Origin of the sequence: Sorangium sp. So ce145 (genome assembly GCF_051525985.1) — a bacterium.
GTDB classification, from domain to species: Bacteria; Myxococcota_A; Polyangia; order Polyangiales; family Polyangiaceae; genus Sorangium; species Sorangium cellulosum_B.
In genome coordinates this window covers 2,703,320-2,730,061 of record NZ_CP150315.1, presented here as the reverse complement: position 1 = coordinate 2,730,061, position 26,742 = coordinate 2,703,320, and the positions used below count along the sequence as shown (strand labels likewise).

The 26,742-nt window shown below is 70.7% G+C and carries 19 protein-coding genes; 14 read left to right on the top strand and 5 right to left on the bottom strand.

Going from position 1 to position 26,742, the window contains the following annotated elements; translation table 11 throughout:
- Nucleotides 1-2: 2 nt before the first annotated feature.
- The 6 genes from WMF34_RS10450 to WMF34_RS10425 all read left to right on the top strand — a co-directional run bounded on the left by WMF34_RS10450 (nt 3) and on the right by WMF34_RS10425 (nt 9,887).
- Nucleotides 3-1,502: an NADH:flavin oxidoreductase gene (locus tag WMF34_RS10450; protein WP_437993189.1), complete on the top strand. Its 1,500-nt coding sequence runs from the start codon at nt 3-5 to the stop codon at nt 1,500-1,502.
- Nucleotides 1,480-3,183, top strand: a complete 1,704-nt coding sequence (locus WMF34_RS10445) for a benzoate-CoA ligase family protein (RefSeq protein WP_437993188.1) — start codon at nt 1,480-1,482, stop codon at nt 3,181-3,183. The genes WMF34_RS10450 and WMF34_RS10445 overlap by 23 nt, the downstream gene beginning before the upstream one ends.
- Nucleotides 3,184-3,186: 3 nt before the next feature.
- A complete protein-coding gene (locus WMF34_RS10440; protein ID WP_437993187.1) occupies nt 3,187-3,981 on the top strand; it encodes a creatininase family protein in 795 nt (264 codons plus the stop codon).
- Between the two features lie 540 nt (nt 3,982-4,521).
- Nucleotides 4,522-6,405 carry a DNRLRE domain-containing protein gene (locus WMF34_RS10435; RefSeq protein WP_437993186.1) on the top strand — a complete coding sequence of 628 codons (1,884 nt, stop codon included), beginning with the start codon at nt 4,522-4,524 and terminating at the stop codon, nt 6,403-6,405.
- A gap of 225 nt (nt 6,406-6,630) precedes the next feature.
- Nucleotides 6,631-8,640 carry a L,D-transpeptidase family protein gene (locus WMF34_RS10430; RefSeq protein ID WP_437993185.1) on the top strand — a complete coding sequence of 670 codons (2,010 nt, stop codon included), beginning with the start codon at nt 6,631-6,633 and terminating at the stop codon, nt 8,638-8,640.
- Between the two features lie 62 nt (nt 8,641-8,702).
- Complete coding sequence (locus tag WMF34_RS10425; protein ID WP_044964507.1) at nt 8,703-9,887, top strand: acyl-CoA dehydrogenase family protein; 1,185 nt, start codon at nt 8,703-8,705, stop codon at nt 9,885-9,887.
- A gap of 139 nt (nt 9,888-10,026) precedes the next feature.
- On the opposite strand, the gene WMF34_RS10420 is transcribed toward WMF34_RS10425, so the two are convergent.
- Nucleotides 10,027-10,644 (bottom strand): SAM-dependent methyltransferase, encoded by a 618-nt coding sequence (locus WMF34_RS10420; RefSeq protein WP_044968202.1) that lies wholly within the window; start codon nt 10,642-10,644, stop codon nt 10,027-10,029.
- A gap of 69 nt (nt 10,645-10,713) precedes the next feature.
- On the bottom strand, nt 10,714-11,412 hold the full coding sequence (rplC, locus tag WMF34_RS10415; protein WP_012234624.1) for a 50S ribosomal protein L3: 699 nt from the start codon (nt 11,410-11,412) through the stop codon (nt 10,714-10,716).
- Nucleotides 11,413-11,782: 370 nt separating this feature from the next.
- On the opposite strand from rplC, the gene WMF34_RS10410 reads away from it, so the two are divergent.
- Nucleotides 11,783-12,292 (top strand): hypothetical protein, encoded by a 510-nt coding sequence (locus WMF34_RS10410; protein ID WP_437993184.1) that lies wholly within the window; start codon nt 11,783-11,785, stop codon nt 12,290-12,292.
- 37 nt (nt 12,293-12,329) lie between these two features.
- Here WMF34_RS10410 and WMF34_RS10405 read toward each other — a convergent pair whose 3' ends face one another.
- Both WMF34_RS10405 and WMF34_RS10400 read right to left on the bottom strand, forming a co-directional pair.
- On the bottom strand, nt 12,330-12,734 hold the full coding sequence (locus WMF34_RS10405; RefSeq protein ID WP_437993183.1) for a cupredoxin domain-containing protein: 405 nt from the start codon (nt 12,732-12,734) through the stop codon (nt 12,330-12,332).
- 130 nt (nt 12,735-12,864) lie between these two features.
- Nucleotides 12,865-13,611 (bottom strand): Bax inhibitor-1/YccA family protein, encoded by a 747-nt coding sequence (locus WMF34_RS10400; RefSeq protein ID WP_012234621.1) that lies wholly within the window; start codon nt 13,609-13,611, stop codon nt 12,865-12,867.
- Nucleotides 13,612-14,424: 813 nt separating this feature from the next.
- On the opposite strand from WMF34_RS10400, the gene WMF34_RS10395 reads away from it, so the two are divergent.
- From WMF34_RS10395 to WMF34_RS10365, 7 genes are all read left to right on the top strand, one after another.
- Entirely contained in the window at nt 14,425-15,546 is a 1,122-nt protein-coding gene (locus WMF34_RS10395; RefSeq protein ID WP_437993182.1) for a DUF4419 domain-containing protein, read from the top strand.
- Between the two features lie 275 nt (nt 15,547-15,821).
- The gene (locus tag WMF34_RS10390; RefSeq protein ID WP_012234619.1) at nt 15,822-17,075 is read left to right on the top strand and encodes a hypothetical protein; all 1,254 of its coding nucleotides are present in this window, start codon (nt 15,822-15,824) and stop codon (nt 17,073-17,075) included.
- 45 nt (nt 17,076-17,120) lie between these two features.
- Complete coding sequence (locus tag WMF34_RS10385; protein ID WP_437993181.1) at nt 17,121-18,239, top strand: hypothetical protein; 1,119 nt, start codon at nt 17,121-17,123, stop codon at nt 18,237-18,239.
- A gap of 25 nt (nt 18,240-18,264) precedes the next feature.
- Nucleotides 18,265-20,691 carry a DUF2169 domain-containing protein gene (locus tag WMF34_RS10380; RefSeq protein ID WP_437993180.1) on the top strand — a complete coding sequence of 809 codons (2,427 nt, stop codon included), beginning with the start codon at nt 18,265-18,267 and terminating at the stop codon, nt 20,689-20,691.
- The gene (locus tag WMF34_RS10375; RefSeq protein WP_437993179.1) at nt 20,688-22,427 is read left to right on the top strand and encodes a pentapeptide repeat-containing protein; all 1,740 of its coding nucleotides are present in this window, start codon (nt 20,688-20,690) and stop codon (nt 22,425-22,427) included. The genes WMF34_RS10380 and WMF34_RS10375 overlap by 4 nt, the downstream gene beginning before the upstream one ends.
- Nucleotides 22,428-22,437: 10 nt before the next feature.
- Nucleotides 22,438-23,145, top strand: a complete 708-nt coding sequence (locus WMF34_RS10370; RefSeq protein ID WP_437993178.1) for a DUF3540 domain-containing protein — start codon at nt 22,438-22,440, stop codon at nt 23,143-23,145.
- A gap of 12 nt (nt 23,146-23,157) precedes the next feature.
- A complete protein-coding gene (locus WMF34_RS10365; RefSeq protein WP_437993177.1) occupies nt 23,158-24,225 on the top strand; it encodes a S41 family peptidase in 1,068 nt (355 codons plus the stop codon).
- Nucleotides 24,226-24,244: 19 nt separating this feature from the next.
- Here WMF34_RS10365 and WMF34_RS10360 read toward each other — a convergent pair whose 3' ends face one another.
- Entirely contained in the window at nt 24,245-26,266 is a 2,022-nt protein-coding gene (locus WMF34_RS10360; RefSeq protein WP_437993176.1) for a hypothetical protein, read from the bottom strand.
- Nucleotides 26,267-26,742: the final 476 nt, after the last annotated feature.

Here is a 26,742-nt window from a genome sequence, read left to right as displayed (position 1 = left end):
CCATGTGGAAGCCGCCGGAGAGGATCCGCCACGCGCTGCCCCGCGAGGAGCCCAAGACCGCGGGTGAGGCGGCGCGCGCGCGCCTCTTCTCGCCGCTCCGCCTCGCCTCGGGCCTCGAGCTCGCCGAGCGCTCGTGGGTGCCCGCGATGGTCCCGTGGCGCGCGACGGAGGAGGGCGTCGTCACGCGGGACGTGCTCGACTGGTACGGCCGCTTCGCCGACGGCCAGCCCGGCGCCCTGGTGGTCGAGGCGACCGGGATCCGCGACGTGCCGAGCGGCCCGCTGCTCCGCGCCGGACACGATCGGTTCGTCCCGGGGCTCCGGGAGCTCGTCCGGACGGTCCGCGCGCGGAGCGCCGGCAGGACGCGCGTGTTCCTGCAGCTCATCGATTTCCTCCGCATCCGCAGGCGCCCGGCGAAGGACAGGTTCCTGCGGGAGTTCCTCGAGATCACCGGCGCGCACCGGCGCGCCCTGTCCGAGGCGCTCGGGGAGCCGCCGCTCCGGGACGCGCCGGAGCGCGAGGTGCGCGAGCGGCTGCTCGCGCTCGACGACGCGCGGCTCGAGGCCGTGCTCGCGCCCCGCGAGCTCGAGGCGCTGCGCTTCGGCGAGCGCGAGCGCGTCACCGACGTCGCGCTCCCTCACATCCGCGACCTGCCTCGGACGCTGCCGGGCCTCTTCGCCGAGGCCGCCGTGAGGGCGCGCGAGGCGGGCTTCGACGGGGTCGAGCTCCACTACGCGCACGCCTACACCATGGCCTCGTTCCTGTCCGCGCTGAACACCCGCCCGGACGGCTACGGCGGCGATCGCGAGCGCCGCGCGCGCCTCCCGCTCGAGGTCTACGCGGCGGTGCGCGCCGCCGTCTCCGCTCGCTTCACGGTGGGCTGCCGCTTCCTCTGCGACGACGTCGTCGCGGGGGGCAGCCGGGTCGACGACGCGGCGTTCTTCGCGCTCGCGTTCGCGCGCGCCGGCATGGACTTCCTCTCGCTGTCGACCGGCGGCAAGTTCGAGGACGCGAAGCAGCCCAAGGTCGGCGAGGCCGCGTACCCCTACACCGGCCCGAGCGGGTACGAGTGCATGCCGACCGCGCTCTCGGACGCGGCGGGGCCGTTCGGGCGGCAGGTGCCGAAGCAGGCGCAGATCCGGCGCGCCCTGCGCGAGGCCGGCCTCGGCACGCCGGTCGTCGTGGCGGGGGGGATCTGCACGTTCGCCCAGGCCGAGGCGATCCTCGCGCGCGGCGAGGCCGATCTCATCGGGGCGGCACGGCAGACGCTCGCGGATCCCGACTGGTTCCTGAAGGTGCGGCTCGGGCGCAGCGGGGAGGTCCGACGTTGCATCTATTCCAATTACTGCGAGGCGCTCGATCAGCGCCACCGACCCGTGACGTGCCAGCTCTGGGATCGCGAGGGGCTCGACGAGCCGGGGGTCGCGACCACGGAGGGCGGAAAGCGGCGGCTCACCGCGCCGCGATGGAGGCGTGACGATGACCGCACCGACGTTCCCTGACGAGCTCAACCTCGCCGACTACTTCCTGTTCGATCGGCTGCGCGAGGGGCTCGGCGACAAGGTCGCGCTGCTCTTCGGCGATCAGCGGCACACCTACGCCGACGTCGCCGAGAAGGTCCGGATGCTACAGGCGCACCTCGCCGTCGAGGGCGTCGCGCTCGAGCAGCGGGTGCTCATCGTCCTGCACGACTCGCCCGCGTTCGTCTGGGCCTTCTTCGCGGCGCTGAGCCACGGCGCCGTCGTGGCGATGGGCAACCCCGAGGCGCCCGCGCCCGACCTCGCGCACCTCGTCGAGTACACGCGGGCCGCGGCGGTCGTCACGATCCCGCGCGTGGCCGAGGCGCTCGCGCTTCAAGGCGCGCTCGCGGCCGCGGACGTCCGCACCGTCGTGCTGGTGCCCGAGGTCCCGACCGGCGGCGATCTCGAGGCCGATCTCCCGGTCTCGCCTGCCCTCGCGGCGCTGCGGGGCACCTCGCTCCGCGGCGCCCTCGCGCAGGGGCGCGCGGCGCTCGCGGCGAAGCGCGCCCCGGCGGGCCCCCGCCCCACCCGGCGCGACGACATCGCCATCTGGCTCTTCACGTCCGGCTCCACCGGCAGGAGCAAGGCGGCCATGCACACGCACCGCGACTTCGCCTTCAACACCGAGCGTTACGCCAAGGCGACCGTGGGCTACCGCAAGGACGACATCACCGTCTCGGTGCCGCGCCTCTTCTTCGGCTACGCCACGGGCACCAACCTCATGTTCCCCTTCGCCGTCGGCGCGACGTCGGGCCTCTTCGTCGAGCGGCCGACGCCGGAGTCGCTCGCGCGGTACATCGAGCGCTATCGCCCGACGGTGGTGACCAACGTCCCGACGATGATGGGCAAGCTGCTCGATGACGACGATGCCCGCGCGGCGCGCGGCGCGCCGCGCCTCGACCTCTCCAGCGTCCGCTTCCACCTGTCCGCGGGCGAGGCGCTGCCGCCGGCGCTCCTCGAGCGCTTCCGCGCGCGGTTCCACGCCGACGTCTATGACGGCATCGGCTCCGCGGAGATGTTCCACATCTACTGCACGAACCGCCCCGGCGACGTGCGCCCGGGGTCGCTCGGCCGTGTCGTGGAGGGGTACACGATCAAGATCCTCCCCTCGGACGCGGCCGGGCCGGGCGCGCCCGAGCTCCCGCCCGGCGAGACCGGCGTCATGTGGGTGAAGGGCGACTCGGTCGCGCTCGGCTACTTCCAGGATCGCGAGAAGAGCTGGGGCACCTTCCACGGCCACTGGTGCCGCACCGGAGATCTCTTCCGCATGGATGCCGAGGGCTACCTCTGGTTCAGCGGGCGCGCCGACGAGCTGCTCAAGGTGGGCGGCGTCTGGGTCGCGCCGGTCGAGGTGGAGGAGTGCCTGACCGAGCACCCGGCCGTCAGCCTCGCCGCCGTGATCGGCGCCGAGGAGGCGGGCCTCGTGAAGCCGAAGGCGTTCATCGTGGTCCGCGACGACGCGCGCGGCCGCGTCGCCACCGGCGAGGGGAGGGCCGAGCTCGCCCAGGAGCTCAAGGCCTTCGTGAAGGACCGCCTGAGCAAGCACAAGTACCCGCGCTGGGTCGCCTTCGTCGATGACGTCCCCAGGAACGATCGCGGCAAGGTCGATCGCAAGGCGCTCCGGCAGCGCGAGGCCGCCGGCGAGAACCCGGCGGGCCTGTAGCCCATGCAGGCCGCGCCGCGCCTCGCGGAGCTCACGACCGAGGAGCTCGCCGCGCTCCTGTCGGGCGGCGCGCCGTGCGTCGCGCTCGTGCCGGTCGGGTCGGTCGAGCCGCACGGCCCGCACCTGCCGCTCGGCACGGACACGCTCATCGGCGAGGCCGCGGCCGAGCAGGCCGGCCGCCGGCTGTGGGCGCGCGGCGTCGCCGCGCTCCTCGCCCCGCCCATCGGTTATGGCGTGACCGACTTCGCGGCGGGCTTCGCCGGTGCGATCTCGATCCCGGCACCCGCGCTCACCGCCTTTCTGCGCGCCGTCGCCGAGGCCTACCTGTCGGCCGGCCTGTCGCATGTCTGCTTCATCAACAACCACCTCGAGCCCGAGCACGACCGCGCCGTGCGCGCCGCCACCAGCGGCCTGCCCCTGGGCCGCGCCTCGGTCGCGTGCCCGCTCGCGCGCCGCTGGGCGCGGACGCTCTCCGCGGAGTTCCGGAGCGGCGCCTGCCACGCGGGCCGTTACGAGACCTCGCTCGTCCTCGCCGCGGCCTCCGCGCTCGTCCGGAAAGACATCGCCGAGGCCCTGCCGGACGTCGGCCTGAGCCTGTCGGAGGGCATCAAGGCAGGAGCGAAGAGCTTCCGCGCGCTGGGCATGGACGCCGCCTACACGGGATCTCCGCGCGAGGCATCCGAGGACGAAGGCCGCGCGTTGCTCGATCTGCTCGCGACGATGATTGTCACCGAGGTCGAAGAAGGCCTCTCCAGCGTTTCCGGCCACGAACCCGCGCCACGAAAAAGCAGCAGGTAAACCAACGAGCGCTCAGGTAGACAAAAGCAGGCATCTCTGCCCCAGCACCACGCCCTCACGCTCGCCTGAACGGCAGAATCCGCCATCGACTCACGCGCCCTGGCAAGCTGATCAGGCGGATCAGGCTGTTCAAGCTGATGTGGCTGCTCATGTCGCGCGGCACGCGCACAACGCAAACGTGAGCAACACCACAAATGCACCTCGCGGCGCTCGACAATCACCCAGCTCGCGATCAATAATGCTTAGTTTTGCTCTGACATCACAAGCAACGTCAACAGGTTTTTGACAACAAACCTCGATTCCCAATTGACGCATTCAATTCCAAGCCGTACAACGGTATCGTTTTCCTCGCGCGCTGTTTGACGCCAGAACGATCCGACGGCTGACCTGATGAAGGTGATGCTTTACGGCGCGCAGGCAGATGGTGGTTTTGGCGGGGGCGCTCTCTGGCGTTCCTGCGCGACGGCATCACACGCAGCCTCGCGGGCGGAGCTGGCCCGACGACGCGGATCGGAGAGCATCATGAGGAATCGAACGATCATGAGAGGGTCTCGGCATCTGCTCCTGGCGTCTCTCGCCGCCGCCTCCGGCGCGGCGCTCGCCGGGTGCGTCGGCGCACAAGACGAAGGTGACGAGCTGCTCGGTGAGGCGCAGCAGGCCGCGACGGTCTGTGTGACTCTCCAGCGCACGGGGACGACGGGCGTGGTCAAGGATGCCCTCATCAATTCGACCTACCCCACTTACACACCCACCGGAGCCGACATGTACGCTGGCGAGAGCTCCGGCTCCCAGCTGCGTGGGCTGATCGCGTTCGATCTCTCCTCGATCCCTGCCGACGCCACCATCGTCTCGGCGGATCTCTACCTCAACATCGGCGCCTCGACGCCCGACGTGATGCGCGTGCACCGGGTCACGACGGCCTGGGACGAGAACACCGTGACGTGGAACTCGCACTCGACCGCCTGGGATCCCACCGTCCTGGGGACCCTCACGGCGAGCTCGGGATACACGTATACTTACCACACGCTCAGCCTCACCAGCACCGTGCAGAGCTGGGTGAACGGCGCTGTCCCGAACAACGGCGTGTTCTTCGAGCAAACCCTGAATCGCACCCACATCCGAACGAGCGAGAGCTCGCTGGATCGGCGGCCGTATCTCCGCGTCTGCTACGACAGCGAGACGGGGGGCACGACGGCGACGTCGAGCAGCTCCAGCTCCTCGACGACCTCCTCCACGACGTCGAGTTCCAGCTCCTCGACGACCTCCTCCACGACGTCGAGCTCCAGCTCCTCGACGACCTCCTCCACGACGTCGAGCTCCAGCTCCTCGACGACGTCGAGCTCCAGCAGCGCGGGCGGCGCCGGGGGCGCGGGCGGCGCGGGGGGTGCCGGCGGCGCGGGCGGCGCGGGCGGCGGAGGCGGCGGAGGCGGGGGCGGCGTGCCTGGCCTGCCGATCAGCTGCAACAGCAGCACTCCTGGCGCAGGTGCCAATTGCGGCGTCGAGGGGGGCGATAACTGCTGCTCGACCCTTCCGGTCCCGGGCGGCACGTTCAACCGGCTCAACAACGCGGGTCTTCCGGCGACGGTCAGCAGCTTCTACCTCGACAAGTACACGGTCACGGTGGGGCGCTTCCGGCAGTACCTCGAGCAGACCGGCGGCCCGACCCAGGCCAACCCGCCGGCCGCCGGCGCGGGTGCGCACCCGAAGATCGCGAACAGCGGCTGGGACCCGTCGTGGAACACGTATCTCGCGGCCAACACGGGCGCGCTCAAGACGGCGCTCATCTGCGATCCCTATGGATGGCCGTCCTGGAGCGACACGCCGGGAGCCAAGGAGAAGAAGCCGATCGTCTGCGCGACGTGGTACGAGCTGTTCGCGTTCTGCGCGTGGGACGGCGGCCGGCTGCCGACCCAGGCGGAGCTCAACTACGCCTCTGCCGGCGGCGACGAGCAGCGCATGTTCCCCTGGGGCGGCTCGAGCGTCGAGAGCATCATCGGCGTCAACCAGGACGGCTCCACGGATGTCACACGGTATGCCTCCTGGTGCTGCCAGGGCGACGGCACGGTCGCGGGGGATGGAACGAACCGCTGCCTGGGTGAGCCGTACCCGAGCAACTATCCCTGCGCGCACACGGATCTCACGGACGTCGGCAAGTTCCCCCAGGGCGCCGGGCGGTGGGGGCAGCTCGACCTGGCCGGCAACGCGTACAAGGCCACCCGTGACGGTTCGGACAACTATCAGCTGCTGATGCCCTGCAACGACTGCTCGCGGCTCGACAACAGCTCGAGCGCGCGCTTCATGCACGGCGGCAGCTTCCTGGCCGCCGGATACAAGCAGACGACGGACTTTCGGGCTTCCTACGCGGGCACCTCGCGGCGCTACTACGTCACGGCGACGTGCGCGCGTGACCTCCCCATGCCGTGACGCCGCTCCGGCCGGCGGCCCGGCGAGGCGAACGCGCGCCGCGCTGGTGAAGCCGGCGGGCGCGGGTCCGCCGCGCACCTCGCGCCAAGGCGCCCGCCGGCCCTGCCGGGCCTCCCAGGCGGGCGCCTCCTGCCGGCGAGCCGCTCGCTCCCGTGCCCTCCCGCTCTCCTGAATGACCCCCCCTTGAACTTGGCCCTCGCCGGCGCCCCTTGATACGCGCGCTCCATGCGCGTGAGAGGCATTTTCCTCCTGCCGGCGATGGCGCTCGCGACGCTGAGCGTGAGCTGCCCGCGCCCTGCCTCCGAGCCCGCCGCGACGTCCCCGGCCCCTGCGCCCGCCTCCGCCGTCACCGCGCCGCTCGCCGCAGCCGCGCCGGCCGTCGCTGCCCCGGCGCCCTCCGCCGCCCGCGCGGAGGACGCCGCGCCGCCCGGCGAGGAGGCCGCGACGGCGCCGGGCGCGCTCGCCGCGGCGCCGGGCGGCGACCCGCTCGCGTTGCCGGCGCTGCCGCCGGAGCTCGTCGATGACGGGTCCGACAAGCTGCCCGAGATCGATCCTCCCCCCGCCACCTCGCCGACGGCGGCCGAAGAGGAGGTCCACGAGCTCGCGAGCATCGCCAGGGAGACGTGGATCTTCGCCGAACCGCGCTGGACCAGCCGGCGCATCGGGTACCTGCGCGCCGGCGCCGTGGTCGCGCGCAGGCCGGAGCCGTCCGGCAGGACGTCGTGCGCCGACGGCTGGTACCACATCGAGCCGAACGGCTACGTCTGCATCGGCGCCAGCGCGACGCTCAACATTCACGACCTCGCGGTCGAGGCATCGTCGCGCCGCCCTGTCCGCCGGTTCGCTTCGTTCACCTTGCCGGTCGTTCGTGGCGAGGCCGCGCCTGCCATGACACAGGCCGGCGAGCCCACACTTGCTGCAACGCAGCCAGGCGAGACCGCACTTGCCGCAACGCAGCCAGGCGAGACCGCACTTGCCGCAACGCAGCCAGGCGAGACCGCACTTGCCGCAACGCAGCCGGGCGCAAACGCACTTGCTGCAACGCAGCCAGGCGCAAACGCACTTGCCGCAACGCAGCCAGGCGCAAACGCACTTGCCGCAACGCAGCCGGGCGCAAACGCACTTACTGCGACGCAGGCAGGGGACGCGACAACCCTGCTCGGCGGTCTGCCCTACACGTACGTGATGTCTCGCTCCCCCACCCCGCCGCTCTATGCGCGCCTTCCGAACGAGGACGAGCAGCGCGGCGCCGAGCCCGACCTCGCCGGGCACCTGCTCCGCGCCGCGACCGCCGCGCGCGCGCCGGACTTCGTCGCGCCGCCGCCTCCGGACGCGACCCCCTCGGTCCTGCTCTACGGGCGGCCGGCGCCCAGGCTCGCCGGCGATCGCCGCGCTCCCGACGCGCTCGTCCTGGGCCGCGCCCGGACGCGCTCCGGCTTCGCCCTGCTCTCGACGTTCGATCACGACGGGCGCCGCTTCGGCCTGACGACCGACCTCGCCGTCCTGCCGCTCGACCGCACCCGCGTCATCCGGCCGAGCGCCTTCGCCGGGCTGGCGCTCCCTGAGGGCGTCACCTTGCCCGTGGCCTTCGCCAGGCGCCGCCACGCCGCGCGCCTCGTCCCGGGCGAGCGCGGCGGCGTCACCCGCGCCCCGCTCCGCTTCCGCGAGGCGATCCCGCTGTCCGGTTCCTCGCGGCGCCTCGGCGGCCTCGACTACCTCGAGGCGCGGGACGGCTCGCTCGTCCGCTCGGACGAGGTCGTGCGCGTCGATCCGCTCCCCAGGACGCCCGCGTGGGCGGTGCGCGGACGGAAGTGGATCGACGTCTCGATCGACAAGCAGAGCCTCGTCGCCTACGAGGGCACCCGCCCGGTCTACGTGACGCTCGTCTCGACGGGGGCGGACGGCCTCGGCGACCCGAAGACGACGCGCTCTACGATCCAGGGGCTGTTCCGCATCCACACGAAGCACGTCACGGTCACGATGGACGGCGACGAGGAGGACGAGGATCCGTTCGACTTCCGCGACGTGCCTTTCGTCCAGTACTTCACGGAGGGCTTCGCGTTCCACGCGGCCTACTGGCACGACGATTTCGGCACCCCGCGCAGCCACGGTTGTGTGAACCTCTCTCCGCTCGACGCCGCCTGGCTGTTCGAGTGGACGACCCCCGAGGTCCCGGCCGAATGGCACGGCGCGCTCTCGTTACGGAAGGGCACGCTCGTCTCCATCCGCCCCTGAGCCGGCGGCCCGCCGGCGCTGCCCCTTCCGCGCCGCGCGCAGGCACGCTACACGCTCGCTCCATGGCCATCCAGGAGCCCCTCTCGCTCGATCAGCTCATGGCGATCGATCCGCTGCTCTCCGAGGAAGAGCGCATGATCCGCGACGCCGTCCGTCGCTTCGTGCGCGAGCGGTACCTGCCGCGCGCCGCGGACCTGTTCGCGCGCGAGGAGTTCGCGACCGACCTGATCCCCGAGATCGCCGCGCTCGGCCTGCTCGGCGGCTCGCTGACCGGCTACGGCTGCGCCGGCATGAACTCGGTCGCTTACGGCCTCGCGCTGCAGGAGCTCGAATATGGCGACAGCGGCCTGCGCAGCTTCGTGAGCGTCCAGGGCTCGCTGGCGATGTACCCGATCTGGAAGTACGGCTCCGAGGCGCAGAAGCAGCGCTGGCTGCCGAAGATGGCCGCCGCCGAGCTGATCGGGTGCTTCGGCCTGACGGAGCCCGACAGCGGGTCGGATCCGAGCTCGATGAAGACCCGCGCCCGGAAGGACGGGAGCGCGTACGTGCTGACGGGCACGAAGATGTGGATCACGAGCGCGCCCATCGCGGACCTCTGCGTTGTGTGGGCCAAGGTCGATGACGGAGGGGCCGAGTCCATCCGCGGCTTCGTGGTGGAGCGCGGGATGAAGGGGCTGGAGACCCCGCTCATCCACGGCAAGATGAGCCTGCGCGCGAGCCCGACCGGGGAGATCGTGCTCAACGAGGTGCGCGTGCCGGAGGAGAACGTGCTGCCGGGTGTGGTCGGCCTGAAGGGCCCGCTCGGCTGCCTGACCCAGGCGCGCTTCGGCATCGCGTGGGGCGCGCTCGGCGCCGCGCGCGCCTGCTACGAGACGGCGGTCTCCTATGCGCGCGAGCGAGTCCAGTTCGGCCAGCCGATCGCGTCGCGTCAGCTCATCCAGTCGGAGCTCGTCGAGATGGCGACGGAGATCGCGAAGGGGCAGCTCATGGCGCTGCACTTCGGGCGGCTGAAGGACACGACCGGCATCAGCCCGGTGCAGGTCTCGCTCTGCAAGCGGAACAACGTGGGCTGGGCGCTCAAGATCGCGCGGACCGCGCGGGGCGTGCTCGGCGCGAACGGGATCTTGCTCGATTACCCCGTCATCCGGCACATGCTCAACCTGGAGAGCGTGTACACGTACGAGGGCACCGACGAGGTGCATTGCCTGATCCTCGGCAACGCGATCACGGGACACAACGCGTTCTGAGGGGATATCGGCAGGTGCTCAGAGCGGATTGACGGCCAAGGGCCCTCCCGTCGCCAGGCGGTCGAGTGACGTTCACGACCGAGCCGTCGACGACCACGACCACCTTCACGACCACGCTGGTGGCCGATGTGGCACGCCGCTACCCCGTCTTCCCCGCCGCCTTCCGCTTCAGCCCCACCAGGAAGATCTCCACGCTGCTCGCCCGCGTCCCCTCGGGCCGGATGCTCCGGACCTCCTCGCAGAGGTTCCTCAGCGCGTCCCGGGCCTTCACGAAGTCCTCGCTCATGAAGATCTTCCCGACGAACGCCCCGCCCGGCGCGAGCAGCGCCTCGGCCACGGCCACGGCGCGCATGAACAGCTCGTAGCTCCGGGCCTGGTCGGCGATCTTGCTGCCGCTCGTCGCGGGCGCCATGTCCGACAGCACCACGTCGTACGGCGCGAACTGCGCGAGCGCCTCGTTCGTGAGCGACAGCGCGTCCCCCTGCACCACCGTCGCCTGCGGCCCGAACGCCGCCGTGATCGGCGACAGATCCACCGCGAGCAGCTTGCCCCCCGCGCCGATCCGCTGCGCCGCGTACATCGACCACGACCCCGGCGCGGCGCCCAGGTCGAGCACCCGCTGGCCAGGGCGGAGCAGCCGCACCCGGCGATCGATCTCCTCGAGCTTGAAGACGCTGCGCGCAGGGTAGCCCTGCGCCTTCGCCGCCTTCGTGAAGGCGTCAGGCCGCTTGTACGGGTTCTTCGGCTTCTGCGACACGGAGGGACGCTCGGCGGGCACGACCGGCGGGGCGCTCGCTCAGGGGAGCTGCCCCGCCGGCGGCCGGGATCAGCCGCCCTTCTTCTTGGTCGGCTGCTGCACCGGCACGATCCCCTTGCCGCCGCGCTTCTTCACGGCGCCGCGGATCGTCACCACCTGGTTCTTCGGGCCGGGGACCGGACCCTCGATGAGGATCAGGTTGTCCTCGGGGAGGAGCTTCGCGATCTTCAGGTTGAGCGCGCTCACCGTCTCGTCGCCGTAGTGGCCGGGCATCTTCAGGCCGGGCAGCGTGCGGCCGGGGGTCATGTTCGTACCGATCGAGCCGCCGTGGCGGAAGTACTCGTGCGTGCCGTGCGAGTTGACCGCGCCGGCGAAGCTCCACCGGCGGATGACGCCGCTGAAGCCGCGGCCGCGCGAGCGGCCCTGCGCGTCCACCCGCTGGCCCACCTCGAAGATCTCGTCGACCTTGAGCGTGGTCCCGATCTCGTACTTCGCCGCGTGCTCCGGGCTGCAGCGCAGCTCGCGCACGATCCGCTTCGGCGTCTGCCCCGACTTCTTGTACGCGCCCGCGACCGGCTTCGTGGTGTGCTTCTCCGCCCGCTCGCCGAGGCCGAGGATGAGGGCGCTGTAGCCGTCCTTCTCGAGCGTGCGCTTGCCGATGACGACGCAGCCCGCCTGCACGACCGTGCAGCGCAGGACCTCGCCCGTCTCGTTGAAGATCTGCGTCATGCCGATCTTCTTGCCGATGATGCCGGGATGCTGATTCATGATGGGATCGCCTTGCTCGCTCCGTCTGGGGTGGCTGAAACAGGCTCCGCGCGGCGCGCCGCGAGAGCGATCCCCTCGGCGCGCCTCGTCACGAGCCGGTTCGGAGCGAAGAACCGGGGCGGCTTCCCGCCGGGCACGTTGGGGGGCGCAGAGCTTACTCACGGGGGCCCCCAAAGGGAAGCGAAAACCACCGCCACAACGGTAATACAGACAACATCAAGCCGAGACGCGCCGCATCACGTCGCGTGACGTCGCGTCACGTCGCGTTTCGCCCGCTCGGACATTGTCCTTCTGAGCGGACATTTCCTGTCTCTCCCTGGCGTCGAAGTTCGGAGGAGCGGGCCTCACATTGGGTCATCGGAGGTCAGGGATGACAGACATCATCGCTCACGGTGAGCCGCGCGACGTCGAGCGCCTCATGGATCGTTACTGGTTCCTGCTGAGAGGCGAGGCGCACGGCGCCGGTGAGGACAGCGCGAGCGCGGCCCGGACCCGGGTGGTCCGCGACGGCGAGTTCGTCGTGGTGAGCATCGAGGCGTCGGCGCTCGGGTGGCCCGAGGGGACGCTGCTCTTCAGGTTCCGATCCGAGGTGGCCCCCTGCGCCGAGTGCGTCGAGCGCGCGGCCGCGATCGCGCGCCACCGGACGCGCGGCATGCTCCGCTCGGGCGACGTGCGCGAGATGCTCGGCTTCGCCGTCGCCCGCTGCGCCGCCTCCGGCATCGACCTGGCCCACGCCGGCGCGCGCGCTCGAGGCGACGGGGCGCGCCGGGACGACGCGCCGGGCAGCGCGGGGGAGCCCGCCTCGGGGGGGCGCCGCGCGGCGCAGGACGCGGGCGGCGGCGCGAAGCGCTACGACGCCGAGCTCTGGCTCATGCTCTGACGGCGCGCGCGCGCGTCTCGCAGCGGGCGCGGCCGCGTCACGAGCCGACCACGTTGATGGTCGCCTTGACCATCGCCATCCAGCACTGAAGCACCATCTTCCCCTCCTTCTGCGGGGTGATGGCCACCTCGACCTGCGTGTTCAGCGGCAGGTCCTTCTCGATCTTCAGATCGGGAATCGCGATCGCCTTCAGACACTCGCTCTTCGTCGTCCGCGTGAAGCGCAGCACCACGGGCTCTCCCTTCTTCAGCTCGATCGTCGACGGGGAGAACCCGCTGTCGTTCACCGCGATGTCGACGCGCTTGACGTCCGCCGGCGCGGCGAGCTCGGCGGCCGCCACCACCGGCGCCTCCTCGGCGGGCTTGTTGCAAGCGAGCAAGGAGAGCGATGAGAGCGAGGAGAGGGAGAGGGCAAGCGCGGTGACGAGGAGCTGCAGGCTCATGGTCAGCGCGTTCTTACCCGGCCCAAATGGCGCGTCAAGCCGCCCTCCAGCCGTCCGCCCCGGGCGAGAGACCCGAGGGCGGTCGGGCGCAGACGGGCGCGCGCCGCGACGTGAACGCGACGCGGCCGGCTCAAACGTGGCGGCCCGAGAGGATCTGCAGGATCGACGAGAAGAGGTTGATGAAGTTGAGGTAGAGATCGAGCGCCCCGCCGACCGGGTCCTCTTCGCTCGAGTGGAGCAGGCGCGACGTGTTGTAAAGGACGTATCCCCCGAACACGAGGACGGACACGCTGGCGATCGCGAGGCCGAGGAGCGTGCTCCCGAGCAGGATGTTCAGCAGCATCGCGCCGAGGACGACCATGGCGCCCATCACCAGCCCGCTGGCCATGAACGACAGGTCCTCCCTCGAGAGGAAGACCCCCAGCGTGAGGCTCCCGAACGTGAGGACCGTCAGGATGAAGGTGTCCCGCACCGGGGCCGACGACAGGGTGCCGCCGAGGCCCGCCGCCGCCTGGGCCATGTAGAGCGCAGGCGCCGCGGTGACGCCCAGGACGGCCGCCATCCCGAAGAGCGCGAGGACGTTGACCCCGGGGATCTTGCGCACCGCCCGCGCGCCGAACATCACGCCGAACACGACGCCGATCGAGAGGATCGGGTGCTGCGCGAAGAGCTCGACCAGCGGCGGCATCTCGCGCCGCAGCGTCCCCTCCTCCACGTCCGGCGCCCCGATGTACAGCGCGCACATGGCGCCCAGGGAGGAGACGACAAGGCTCGCCGTGAAGAGCCCGTACACCTTCTTGAGAAAGTCGATCCGCAGCGCCAGCTTCGGGCTGGCCGATACGCTCGCCCCGAGGGGACTCGCCTGGCGTGAGTTCATCTGCTGCGCTCCTCCTTCAGGGCGTTTCGCCGCGGCTGCACGAGCGCCTAGTCGTGCACCATTCACCTCGGACATGCAACACCGCCACGGCGAAGCCCTCGGGCATCTGCCGCCCGCAAAAAAATCACGCTCCAGCGGCATCGCGCGCGCACGGAGGGCCCGGCGCGGCGTGAACGGCGCGCCGACATCGTGTAGCTTCCGGCGAACAGCAGCCCGAATCCAGAGAAAATCCTCTCCATTCCGGCTAATCGAAGCCCACATCCAGAGATTCAACTCTCGGTTCAGGCTAACAATAGCCTGGATCAAGAGAATCGTCTCTCGAATCAGGTTAAAAACAGCCAATATCTAGATGAAAAGCTCTCGGCTACGGCGAAGAGCAGCCCGGATCCAGAGAAAACGCTTGGTTCCGACGACAAACCGCTCGGCTGCGACGAATGACGCGCTCGGCTGCGACGCCAGCGCCGAGCAACAGCGCCGTCGACCTGGCTGCGCGCGCCGTGGGAAGGAAAACAGGAGAACGAACTCCTGCCTTCTCAGAGGTCGGGAAGAACGACCGCGCACGCCTCCCGGCGGGCCCGGAGCACGACCGATCACGACCCATCACCAATCGATGCCTCGGAACAGGCACCTTGCCGGGCCCCAGCGCTCACGCCGGGCAGCAGACATGGGCCGCGCCCGGGCGCGCTCCGCCCCATGCGGCGATGCCGCGGTGGGCGCCTGCGCGCGGCCCGTTGTCGCGCGCCGCACGCTCGTGTACGAAGGACAGCGAACGATCACGAGCGCGCCGCGCAGCCTTGGGGAGGACGAGGTTTCATGAACGTCACGACGATCGCCGTTGCCGACGTCGAGCCCGCGACGGCGCCGTTGCCGGGATTCGATAGCGAAGCTGCGGTGCAGAGCCTGCTCGTCTCGAAGATCGAGGCCTCCTACCGCCACCGCCTGCCCCTCGTGGGACGCACGGACCTCCACCCGCTCGTCCAGGCCGCCTATACCGCCTTCACCCAGCGCTATCCCCTCGTGCTCTCGCCCGACGTGGTCTGGCTCTGCCTGGCGCGCGGCTTCACGTTCCACCTCGCCGCGAACGACGAGCATCGGCGCCGCTTCCTCCCCGACGATCACGAGTTCTCGCTCGTCGTCGATCGCCCGGACTTCACCCTCGGCGAGGTGAACCCGTGGCCAGCTCTGTTTCCGGACTTTTCCAGGCAGGTTTCGGCGCGGGTCGGCTCGCTGCGGGACCTCGTGACCTCCAATTTCTCCACCACGGGGCCTGTCGAGCGGGTGTCGTCGGAGCTCACGGTCGCGACCCCGCTCGCGCCGCACTACGCGTGGGAGCCGCCGTTCCCGGGCGACATGGTGTTCCCGCAGCGCGGGATCCCGCGCGTGTACCTGCTCGGCACGTCCGACGACTGGCGCTGGGTGCGCCAGCGCGTGGCGATGCTCGGCTCCGTCGGGCAAGATCGGTGGACCCGCGCGCTCCTGCCCGTGCTCGACCAGATCGCCGCCTCGGCGGAGGGGCGCGCCGACACGATGTTCTGGCGTGCGTTCTTCAGGTACGAGAGCTCGGCCGACGAGCTGACCGGGTGGATCCACGTGCTGTTTCCCTACCTGCGCGCGTGGCCCAACGACTACTTCGCGCCGAATCCCTATTTCGAGAGCTGGCACGAGCGATGGCGGACGGCGGAGGCCCGGAGCGACGCGCTCGGGGGCCTCGGGAACCCGCAGGGACCGGGCCTCTCCGAGCTGCCGCCCGGCCTGACCAGCGCCCAGCTGCGCTTCATCGACGGGAGCAGGCGCGAGCACCCCATGGAGTTCATCAGCGGCCTCATCGGCGTGACGCAGGATCCACATTCCCTCGCGCTGCTGCCGGAGTTCGTCTGGGCCATCGCGCACCAAGCCCCCGAGTCGGTGGCGCAGCGCCCCGCCGAGGCCTCCTGAGCCACGCGGCCCGCTCGCCGCGCGCTCCACGGCGATTTCCGCCCACCTCTGCTACGTGCATCGCAGAGCGGCGGTCACCCGCACAGGAGACGGGCCCAGATCGGCGTTTTCGGCGCGCAAGCGCACTCCCGTGCGCTGAGCACCGAAAACGTCGAGGTGGGCCCGTATCCGAAGCGGGTGACCGTCGCTCTGGACGGGCGGCGTCCGCTGACATAGGATTGTGCGGTCCGCGACACGGCGACGCCTTGCGTCGTCCATCACGCTCGGAGGCTCCAGTGTCCGGAGGCAAGTTCGCGCTCCTCGAAGTACCGGATCTGAATGGTGGGGAACCGTCCTACCTGCGCCTCGGGGCCGCCGCGCCGCTCGGCGAGAGCGCGGGCGACGATCTCGCCGAGCGGATTCAGACGTTCACCGACGACGACCGCAAGCGGGACGGCTCGCCCGATTTCGTGCCTGTGGGCGAGCGAAAGGCCGAGACCGCGAAGCTGCACACGAAGGGCGGCTGGCGCGATCACACCGACGGCAACCGCATCTCGACCACGAAGGGCGACAAGGTCGAGGTGATCGGGGGGAACTACCGCCTGCTCATCCTCGGCCGCGGGGAGCACCAGGCGGGCTGGGACGTGTCGGGAGGGCACGTCACCGAGGTCAGCGAGACCTTCGGCGGCGGCACCACGATCGAGTGGGTGCAGAACTACGGCGGCACGTGGAAGGTCGTCGAGACGACCATCAAGGGCGAGGTGCGCACCCTCTACCACGGCGACGTCTACGACTATTACTTCGGGAAGATCAAGGAGAGTCAGACCGGCACGGACACGTTCCCCACGCTGAATGTCACCGACGATTTCATCGATGACAAGAATCCGCCCTCGCCCCAGGCGATCCCGACGGAGAACCCCACGATCGTCGACAGGACGTGGGCCACGAGCATCGCGTCCTATACCGGCTCGGCGAAGCTGCCTGTGCCGTCGATCACGGACGAGACCTGGGCGGAAGTGATGGTGACGAAGACGAACGCCACCTCGATGACCGACGAGACGACCGTCAAGGGGGAGTCGAAATCCACCATGCGCGCCGCGTCGATCACGTCCTCCACCAAGGTCGACGGGACCATGGATGACCACACCGAGGCCGACATCATCAAGAGCTACACGAAGGCGAGCAAGATCATCTCCGAGACCCACGCCGACACCGAGGACGATATGTACGGCGACGCGGACTCCTACACGAAGGGCGACAGCAAGACCGTCGTCGAGGGGATCGAGACGACGATCAACCTCGGCATGGTCAACGAGGTCGTCCTGGGGGGGATGATCGAGGCGACGCTCGGCGCGGAGGTGACCTTCACGGCCGGCGGCATCGTCGACGTGACCGTCGGGCTCAAGGCGGATTTCAGCCTGACCGGGACCATCGACGTCTCCGCCGGCCCCAGGCTCGAGATCAGCCCGGCGGGCGTGGAGCTCCACATGAGCAAGACGGAGATCGCGCTCGCCAACAAGATCGTCTCGGCGTTCCACCTCTTCGTTTGAGGGCGCGAGCACAACGCTCCACGCGCCACCGGATACGGAGCTCCCATGGCCGGCGATGGCAAGTACGGTATCCTCCATGTGCCTGATTTCGGCGACGGCATGTCGTCGTACCTGCGCATCGGCGCGGCCGAGGGCGACGAGTACACCTGGCGAGATCACACCGACGGCAACCGGGTCATCACCACGCGGGGCGACAAGATCGAGGTCATCGGGGGCACGTACAAGATGACCGTCCTCGGCCGCCGCGAGTTCGAGGGCGGCTGGAAGGCGGAGGACGGGCAGATCAACGAGAAGAGCATCACCTTCCACGGGTCGGGCGAGTTCGACTTCATCCAGGGCCCCCGCGGCGAGAAGCGCCTGCGCGAGAAGACCGTGAAGGGCGAGGTGCACACCACCTACCACGGCGATGCCTTCGAGTTCCATTACGGCAGCAAGCTGGAGAGCGTCACCGGGAGCGACAGCCCGCCGCGCAACCTGGACGAGATCACGGACCCCTGGGGGCTCCCGTCTTCAGGCGTCCTCGGGGAGAACCCCACGATCGTCGACAGGACGTGGGCCAAGAGCATCTCGTCCTATACCGGCTCGGCGAAGCTGCGGGTGCCCTCGATCTCCAACGAGACCTGGGCGGATACGATGGTGTCGACCACCCACGCCACGTCGATGACCGACGAGACGACCATCGACGGACCGTCGAAGTCGACCATGAAGGCAGGGTCGATCACGACCTCGACCACGGTCACCGGGACCATCGATGACCACACCGAGGCCGACATCATCAAGAATACGACGAAGGCGAGCAAGATCATCTCCGAGACCCACGCCGACACCAAGGACGAGAAGTACGGCGACGCGGACTCCTACACGCAGGGCAACAGCAAGACCGTCGTCGACGGGATCGAGACGACGATCAACCTCGGCATGGTCAACGAGGTCGTCCTGGGGGGGATGATCGAGGCGACGCTCGGCGCGGAGGTGAGCTTCACGGGCGGCATCTCGGCGAGCGCCACGATCGGCCTGGAGGCGTCCGTCACCGTCGCCGCGTCGCTCGACGCCAGCATCGGGCCCACGCTCTCGATGGGGCCGGAGAAGCTGAAGGTCACCCTGGACCGGGGCAAGGTCGTGCCCGTCCACACGAACATCGCGGCAGTCCACCTCATGACGTGACGCGCAAGCGCGGCGACCCTCACGGATGGCGAACAAGAACCTCACCCCGTTCCTCTTCGGCAGCAAGGTCACCTCGCGGAGGCCGCCCCAGCCGGAGATGACCCTGATCGTCCGGGCGAAGTTCATCCTCACGCCCGGAGCGCCGCTCTCCGTGCCCGAGGGCCACCCGGCGCTCGCGCAGGAGACGCTGCGCGGCGACGTGTTCCACGACGACGATCACGAGCAGACCGGCGAGTGCCTGTACCCGAGCGATCTCGTGGACTTCAAGCCCCACGCCGACGTGCTCCTGATCGGCACGTGCCACACGCCGGGCAAGGCGCGCATGACCGAGTGTCCGGTGCGGTTCGGCGTCGGGTCCTGGTCGAAGATCCTGCGCGTGGTCGGCGAGCGCGTGTGGATGGATGGCCTTCTCGGGCCCGCCATGAGCGATCCCGTGCCGTTCGACAGGATGCCGCTCGGCGATCGGCGCAGCTTCGGAGGGCCGGGGCACCCGCTCAACCCGGTGGGCAGGGGCCACGGGACGCGCGAGCTCCCCAACGTCGAGGGCGCGGACGATCTGCTGCTGTCGCGCTCGGATCGGCCGGCGCCCGCGGGGTTCGGGCCCCTGTCGCCGAACCGGCCCGATCGGCGCGCCCGGGTCGGGAAGAACTACGGCAAGGCGTACCGCGAGAAGCGGGCGCCGTACTTCGCCGACGACTTCGACTGGACGTTCTTCAACTCGGCCCGGCCCGATCAGTGGCTCCCCTACCTGCGCGGGGACGAGGAGCTCCTGTTCCAGAACCTCCACCCCGACGCGGAGGTCTTCCGGTCGCGGCTTCCGGGCCTCCGGATCCGCGTCTTCGCGAACGACGCGGAGCGCGGGTTCCGGGAGGTGCCGATGCACCTCGACACGCTGCTCGCCAACCTGGACGAGGGGGCCCTGTTCCTCACGTGGCGCGGCCTCACGGAGGTGACCGACGACGACCTCTCGCGCGTCACCACGCTCGTCGCCTCCGAGCCGCTCGACGGCCCGGCGCTGCCCGAGGAGCATTACCGGGAGCTCCTCGCGCGCTTCGAGGCCGATCCGCTCGAGATCGAGGAGCAGCTCGCGCCGGAGCTCAAGGAGGAGTGGGGGGCGCTGCAGAAGAAGGGCGACGGCGCGGCGCCGCGCGACGGCGGCGATGCGGCGGGGCTCGACCCGCTGTCGGCGCTGCTCAAGGCGCGGCTCGGCGACGTCGCGAAGCCGCAGCAGGAGAGGATCGGCCGGGCGATGGCGGGGCTCTCGGCCGTCGCGTTGCCGGGGGGGAAGGTCCTCGGCAGCGTCATCGCGGAGGCGCTGCGCAACCTGCCGAAGGCCTCGCAGGCCCTGCCGCCGATGAGCTCCGGCGCGTCGCCCGTGCTGATGGACGCGGCGCTCCGGACGGCCTTCCGGCGCGTCGCGCGGGCGGTGGAGGAGGCGAAGGCGCTCGCGGCCGCGCGCGGGACGCAGGTCCCGGCGCTCGCGGCGTGGGACAAGCTCGCCGGCGATCCGAAGCTCGCGTCGATGGGCCTCTCCATGGACGCGCCGCGGCCGCCCGGGCAGATCGGGCCCGGGAGCGACCTCCGCGACCAGGACCTGAGCGAGCAGGACCTGAGCGGCCGCGACCTGACCGGCGCGGATCTCACGGGCGCCCTCCTCACGGGCGCCAACCTCCGGGGCGCCAGGCTCACGCGCGCCATCCTCAAGCAGGCCGTGCTGTTCGACGCCGACGTGAGGGAGGCCGATTTCACGGGCGCGGACCTGAGCCTCGCCACCCTGCAGAGCGCCCGGGCAGAGCGCGCCGTCTTCCGCGGCGCCACGCTGGAGGGCGCCACGTTCGACGGCGCGCGGCTCATGGAGGCCGATCTCTCGGGCACGCAAGGGTCGCAGCTCGTCTTCTCGAGGGCGGACATGACGGGGGCCGTCGCGCGCGGGGCGGCGTGGGCCGTGGCCTTCCTGGAGGACACCGTGCTCGAGCGCGCGGACCTGTCGCAGGCGTCGCTCACGCGGTGCTTCGTGTCCAAGGTCAAGGGCGCCTCCGCCACGTTCGCGGGCGCGACCCTGACCGGATCGAGCTTCTCCGGTTCCGACCTGACCGGCGCGGTCTTCACGGGCGCGCGGGGCGACGGGAGCGTGTGGATGGGCGCGACCCTCACCGGCGCGGATCTCAGCCTCGCCGTGCTGACGGGCACCCTCTTCAGCGAGGCCACGGCCGAAGGCGCGAGCTTCTTCGGGGCCAACGCGCGGGGCGCCCGGTTCGACCGGGCAAACCTCACGCGCGCCGACTTCACGCGGGCGAACCTCTTCGAGGCGGACCTGCTCAGGGCGCGGGTCCCGGAGGCGAAGTTCGTCGACGCGAACCTCTACGATGCAAAATTCTACGAAACCTCGGGATCCGGCTGTGATTTCAGGGGGGCGAACCTGAAGAAGTCGACGCTGGAGCGAGATCGATGACCCCGGACGAGCTGAGGGCGCTGCTCCAGGCGGGCGAGGCGCTCGAGGGCAGGACGCTCGGCGACATGGATCTGCGGGGGGCCGACCTCCGCAAGGCGCGGCTGCGCGGCGTGAAGCTCGGGCGGGTGCAGCTGGAGGGCGCGGACCTCTCGGGGGCCGATCTCCGCGGCATCAAGGTGGCCTGGTGCGCGCTCCGCGGCGCGGACCTGTCGGGCGCCGATCTCGAGGGCGCGGCCGTCGCCCAGAGCGACCTCTCGGGCGCGAACCTCGCCGGGGCGAACCTCACGGGGGCGAGCCTGGTCCGCGGGCAGCTGACCGGGGCGAACCTGCGCGGCGCGCGGCTCCAGGAGGCGAACCTGGCCGAGTCGAAGCTCGCGGGGGCGGAGCTGTCCGGGGCGACCCTGAAGGGCACGCGGCTCGACCTCGCCGACCTGTCGGGCGCGGCGCTCGACGGGGTGACCGTCTCGCAGTCGTCGTTCACGCGGGCGGACCTCTCGGGCGCCTCGCTGTCGCAGGCGCGGATCGAGGGCTCGTCGTTCACCGAGGCGAACCTGACGCGGGCCGATCTGTCGGGCGCCGAGCTCGACACGGTGGTGTTCCTGAAGGCCGATCTCCGGGAGGCCGTGCTCCCGAAGAAGCTCACGAAGACGGTGTTCGACGGCGCGCGCCTCGGCCGGCTCGACCTCTCCGGGGCGGACCTCGCGGGCGCGGCGCTGGAGGGGATGGACTTCGCCGGGGTGAGCTTCGAGAACGCGAACCTCACGCTGTCGTCGCTCCAGGGCACGGATCTCCGGGGCGCGAGCTTCCGGGGCGCGACGCTCGACCAGACGGTGCTCGCGGGCTGCGACCTCACCGGCGCGGACTTCCGGGGCGCGACGCTGAGGTCGTGCATGCTGTACCGGGCGCGGCTGCCGGGCGCGGATCTCTCGGGCAAGGACCTCGAGATGGTGGTCTTCAAGGAGGCCGATCTCTCGGGCGCCGACCTGTCCGGATCGCGGCTCGTGCGCTGCATGCTGGAGGGGGCCGACCTGACGGGCGCGAACCTGACGCGCGCGCTCGTCTCGCAGACCACGCTGCGGACCGCGGTCGTGGAGGGCATCACCCTCGAGAAGGCGATCTTCGACTGCGTGGACTTCTCCGGCGTGGACCTGACGCGGTTGTCGCTCTCCGGGCTGACCCTCTCGCGGTGCTTCTTCGCGCTCGGGAACCTCTCGGGGATGGACCTCTCGGGGTGCAACCTGTCGAACTGCGACTTCACCTCGTGCAACCTGGAGCGGACCCGGCTCGACGGCGCCCTCCTGGCGAACGCGAACTTCAAGGGGGCGAACCTGCGGCAGGCCTCGCTGGCGGGCGCGATGGCGAAGGCCGCCTTCTTCGGCGAGGGCGTGCTCGCCGGCGCCGGGCTGACGCAGGCGATGCTCCGCAATGCGATCTTCGTGAAGGCCGATCTCTCGGGGGCGAACCTCGCGGGGGCCGACATCCGGGAGACGGTGATGCACGAGGTCCGCGCGGCCGATGCGCTGTTCGTGGGGGTCAAGGCGCACCACGCCGATCTCTCGCACGCGGACATCTCGGGCGCCGACTTCACCGGCGCGGACCTGCACTGGGCGAACCTGCACCACGTCCGCGACGAGAAGACACGTTATCTCGATGCCAACCTCGCCACGGCGAGGCGCACGGACGTGGATCGCCTGGAGGCCGAAGCATGGATGCCGCCCGAGCGGCGCTCGCAATGAAGGAGGAGCGATGTCGATGGGAGCCATGAAGGAGAGCGATCGCGCGGCGGCCGTGCGGGTGGACGCGGCGGCGGGCGAGGAGCACGCGCTTCGGACGTACGGCGCGTACGGCGCGCACGGCTCGCGCGGCGCGGACGTGCTTCGGATCGGCCTCCCGCGGGCCGGGGGCGCGGCGGCCGGCGACGCGGGCCAGGAGGGCGCCGCGGCGCTCCCGAGGGAGTACCTGGGCCCGGGCCGGGTCACGGCGGTGGAGGGGGGCGCGATCGCGGTGGAGCTGCCGGGCGGCCAGCCGGTCGCCGTCGAGATGGCGCTCGCGCTGCCCTACGAGCCCGCCGTGGGCGACACGCTGCTCGTCATCGGCAGGGAGGAGCGCTACTACGCCATCGGCGTGCTCCACGGCGCGGGTCGGACGGTGCTGTCGCTCCAGGGGGACGTGGCGGTGCACGCGAGGGACGGAGAGCTCTCGCTGTCCGGGGACAAGGGCGTCGCGATCCGGGGGCCGGAGCTCGAGGTGGAGGCGGGCAAGATCCGGATGGTGGCCGACGCCGTGGTCCAGAGGTTCACCTCGATGGTCCAGCGGGTGAGCGCGCTGCTGAGCGTGCAGGCGAGCGAGTCGCACACGGTCGTGGAGAAGACGGCCTTCACGAAGGCGAAGAACGCCACGATCCTGACCGAGGAGACGGTCACGGTGAACGGCAAGCAGATCCTCTTGGGATAGGAGGCCGGCGCGATGCTCCCTGCGAACAACAAGTGTACCGGCATGAGCGCCGGGTACCCCGACGTGTGCCTGTCGCCTGCGCTCGGCCCGTTCCCGTTCCCCAACTTCGACCTGAACGCGGTGAAGTTCCCGTTCTCGATCAACGTGTGGTTCTCGATGGGGCCCGCGCTGAGCCTCCTCGCGCGCGCGATCCTCACGATGGGCGATTGGCTGGGCACGCTGCACTGGACCTTCATGGGAACAGGCCAGTACACGTTCGGCAACGTGCGGGTCTTCATCAACTATGCCCCCGCCACGTCGCTGCTCTCTCCGAGGTCCGGCAACAATTACAACTGCTTCATCGGCGTCCAGGTGTTGCCGAGCGTGACCAACGTCTTCATCACGTACAACGCGGGCAGCGCCGGCGGCGCGCGGCCCGCCGGCGCCCCGATGCTGGCCGATCTGGACGCGCTCGTCGCGTCGCTCCACCCGTGCGGCGGCGCGTCGCCCGTCGAGAGCGTCCAGCTCGAGCCGGGGGTCGGGTACGTGAAGATCCGCACCTTCTCGCTGGACGTGCCCGCCCGGGTCCACACGGCGGTGAGGGCGCTCGAGGCCGAAGGGCTGGAGACGCTCGTGCTGGATCTGCGCGACAACCCCGGTGGGGACCTGAGGGCGTTCCTCGAGCTCGCGGGCGACTTCCTGGAGCCGGGGAGCGTCCTCGGGAGGGCGATCGACGCGGACGGCGACGAGATCGTGTACCGGTCGAGCCACCGGGATCCGCGCCGTGTGCCGCTGTGGATCCTGGTGAACGGCGGGACGGCGTCGGCGGCGGAGCTCTTCGCCGGCTGCCTCCAGTGGCACGGGAGGGCGGTCGTGGCGGGGGAGCGCACGTACGGAAAGGGCACGGCGCTGAGGGTCGCGGCGGATCCGGAGGATCGCGCGCCGGTCCTCGCGCCGGCGGCGAGGATGGTCCTGCCGGGCGGAGAGCCGATCCACGGGGCGGGGATCCGGCCGGATGTCGAGCTGGGGGCGATTGAAGGGGCCGATCGTGGCGGGGAGCGGCGATCGCTGATGGACTTGATCGCCAGCGCGAAGGCCTGAGCGCGAGCCGCCGCTCGGCTCAGGGGCGTACCGCGAGGTACACGGTGCTCCAGAGCTGCACCGCGTTCGACTCGTCGTGGTGTAATCGCTCCGCGCCGAAGGGGACCAGCTTGTAACAGCCGCCCTCGAAGGCCCAGCTCCAGAGCTCCCGCGTGCTCGCCTCGCGCGTCGCCGCGATGACCTCCCAGAGCGCGCTCCGCGCCCGCTCCAGCGCGCCCCGCGCGCGGGGCGGCAGATCGCCGCGGCCGAGCTGCCGCTCGAGGCCCGCGGCCAGCATCGCCTGCTGCCACGACCACGTGACCGTCCCGTGGTAGTGGGCCGACGTGAAATCCCTCTGGATCGCTGGATCCTGCGCGAACGCGGGGTTCGCGACCAGGATCCCCACCGGCGTCCGCAGGCCGGCCGGGAAAGGGCGGATCAGGCGGCCCGCGATCTCCTCCAGCGCAGCGGGCGGCGGCTCCGTGAACAGGAGGACGAAGCTGTCGTCGGAGTGCATGATGGGGATCGGCTTCCCCTCGCTGTCGAGCGCGACGGCAGGGAACGAGAGCGTCCCCGAGAGCGACGCGAGCGCCGGCGCCGCGTCCAGGCCCAGCGACGCCGCATAGGACGACACGCGCCGCCTGGCCTCGTCCTCCGGCAGCTCCACGCGGAAGAACACGCCGGCGTCCTTCCACGCGCGCGCGAGCCGCTCCGCCCGGCCGGCGCGCTCCGCGTCCGCGCCGAGCAGCGGGCTCGCGAGCAGCCGCGCCGACGCGCGGAGCGCGGCCGGAACCAGCGCGGCGTTCACGTCGTAGGGGATCCGGCCGCCCGCCAGGCCCTCCTGGCTGTCACGCCACTCGCCCACCTTCGTGCCCGCCTTGAGCCCGATCAACTTCATCGGATCCCCCGTCTCGGCAAAGGGGGCGGCGAGGTGGAGCACGAGCGCCACGTTCCGCGCGAGCGCCTCCGCGTACGTGTCGCCCCCCGGCGTCCGGCGCGACAGGAACTCGGCCGCGCGTTCCCGGCCGGCCGCGCTGCCGAGGAGATATTCAGCGGCGACCGGCGCGAGGAGGAAGTCGTCGTCGATCATCTTGTAATCGTAGACAGGTTCGCGCAGCGCCCCGGGAATGCCCGAATCGAGGTGCATGAGCGCGGCGTACTCGCCGATCGCCTCCTCGTGCGCGACCTCACCGGCCAGGCTCAGCCGATCGAGGACCGAGCCGAGGCCCGCCTCGATCACCGCCGGTTCGAGGACGGGCAGGAGCATCCTCACCGCGAGCAACGTGTCCCGGCCGAAGTACGTGAGGAAACGCCAGGACCCGGCCAGCAGCTTCTCCCGGTACGCGAGGAAGGCGAGCGCCTGGCGGTGGCGCGGATCGTCGCTGGCGCGCTCGGTCACGAGCTCCTCGAGGGGCACCGGCGTGAGCGGCGCCTCGTCCGAGAGCGCCGTCACCCGGACACGGAGGCCGCTCGGCCCTGCCGCCAGCTCGATCCCGCCGTCGTCCCCGAGCGCGGCCGTCGTGCCGTCCTGCGGCTCGATGAGCAGCTCGAGGTGATGATCGCCGTCCAGCATCGTCCGCCGCACGGCGATCGCCGCTCCCCGCTGCGAGGCGAACGCCTCGACGTCGTTCCGGAGCCAGGCCGGAACCTCGGCGTCGCGCCCCACGTCGCGGATCGTACGGACACTCCCCAGGAGCACCCGATGGACACGCAGCACCGGCGCCTCGCTCGCGAGGAGCGCCGACACGCCGCGCATGACGCCGGGCCGCTCCACGCGCTCCACGCCAGCGACGTCCCCCTCCACCGAGAGCTCGACCGGCGCGGGCAGAGAATCGAACCACACCGCGATTCCCATGTTCCCTGCCGGAAAAGCGACGATGAGCCGCGGCGACACGCCCGACGTCGTCAAGAGATGGGCGGCGATATGACCACGACGGAAGAAGTGGTTGTCTATCTGGCCTTCTTGCAGATCGAAGGCCAAGAGCTCAGCGGGTGGCGGCGCGGAGGGCGCCTCGCCGTGCGGTGCGCCGGAGACGCAGGAGGCGGCAAGCAGCGTGGACAAGGTGGCTCCCCTCAGAAATCGCTCGATCTTCGTGGGCCTCGTGGGCACCGCGGGACCGTACCCAGCCGGGGCGCGCCTGCCAAGGACCAAGGGTCTTCGGTGGCCGCCAGCTTACGTCTCCGACGCGCTGGCCGTTTATCGCGTATTTTCAGTGAATTTGCCGAGACGGAGCGGATTCGGCAGGACGCCTGGGAGGGCGCCGCCACGGCCTCACTCCGCGCGGCACGTCTGGCTCCGGGAACGGACGCGACAGACGCGACGGACGCAACGAACGTGACCGACGCAACGAACGTGACCGGCGCAACGAACGTGACCGACGCAACGAACGCAAGATGCGACGATGCAACGGACGCAGCCGACCAGAGCACCAGAGGGCACGATCGCGATGACGAGATGACAAAGAAAGAGTTCACGCCTTTGTTGCCCTGTGATAACCCATCCGAGAACTCGGTTGTTGATAGTGGCTTCGCAGCAGG

Excerpts from the sequence above, each read along its gene's own strand:
- WMF34_RS10450 (WP_437993189.1), top strand. The coding sequence starts at position 3 with ATGTGGAAGCCGCCGGAGAGGATCCGCCACGCGCTGCCCCGCGAGGAG.
- WMF34_RS10445 (WP_437993188.1), top strand. The coding sequence starts at position 1,480 with ATGACCGCACCGACGTTCCCTGACGAGCTCAACCTCGCCGACTACTTC.
- WMF34_RS10440 (WP_437993187.1), top strand. The coding sequence starts at position 3,187 with ATGCAGGCCGCGCCGCGCCTCGCGGAGCTCACGACCGAGGAGCTCGCC.
- WMF34_RS10435 (WP_437993186.1), top strand. The coding sequence starts at position 4,522 with ATGAGAGGGTCTCGGCATCTGCTCCTGGCGTCTCTCGCCGCCGCCTCC.
- WMF34_RS10430 (WP_437993185.1), top strand. The coding sequence starts at position 6,631 with ATGCGCGTGAGAGGCATTTTCCTCCTGCCGGCGATGGCGCTCGCGACG.
- WMF34_RS10425 (WP_044964507.1), top strand. The coding sequence starts at position 8,703 with ATGGCCATCCAGGAGCCCCTCTCGCTCGATCAGCTCATGGCGATCGAT.
- rplC (WP_012234624.1), bottom strand. The coding sequence starts at position 11,412 with ATGAATCAGCATCCCGGCATCATCGGCAAGAAGATCGGCATGACGCAG.
- WMF34_RS10410 (WP_437993184.1), top strand. The coding sequence starts at position 11,783 with ATGACAGACATCATCGCTCACGGTGAGCCGCGCGACGTCGAGCGCCTC.
- WMF34_RS10405 (WP_437993183.1), bottom strand. The coding sequence starts at position 12,734 with ATGAGCCTGCAGCTCCTCGTCACCGCGCTTGCCCTCTCCCTCTCCTCG.
- WMF34_RS10400 (WP_012234621.1), bottom strand. The coding sequence starts at position 13,611 with ATGAACTCACGCCAGGCGAGTCCCCTCGGGGCGAGCGTATCGGCCAGC.
- WMF34_RS10395 (WP_437993182.1), top strand. The coding sequence starts at position 14,425 with ATGAACGTCACGACGATCGCCGTTGCCGACGTCGAGCCCGCGACGGCG.
- WMF34_RS10385 (WP_437993181.1), top strand. The coding sequence starts at position 17,121 with ATGGCCGGCGATGGCAAGTACGGTATCCTCCATGTGCCTGATTTCGGC.
- WMF34_RS10380 (WP_437993180.1), top strand. The coding sequence starts at position 18,265 with ATGGCGAACAAGAACCTCACCCCGTTCCTCTTCGGCAGCAAGGTCACC.
- WMF34_RS10375 (WP_437993179.1), top strand. The coding sequence starts at position 20,688 with ATGACCCCGGACGAGCTGAGGGCGCTGCTCCAGGCGGGCGAGGCGCTC.
- WMF34_RS10370 (WP_437993178.1), top strand. The coding sequence starts at position 22,438 with ATGTCGATGGGAGCCATGAAGGAGAGCGATCGCGCGGCGGCCGTGCGG.
- WMF34_RS10365 (WP_437993177.1), top strand. The coding sequence starts at position 23,158 with ATGCTCCCTGCGAACAACAAGTGTACCGGCATGAGCGCCGGGTACCCC.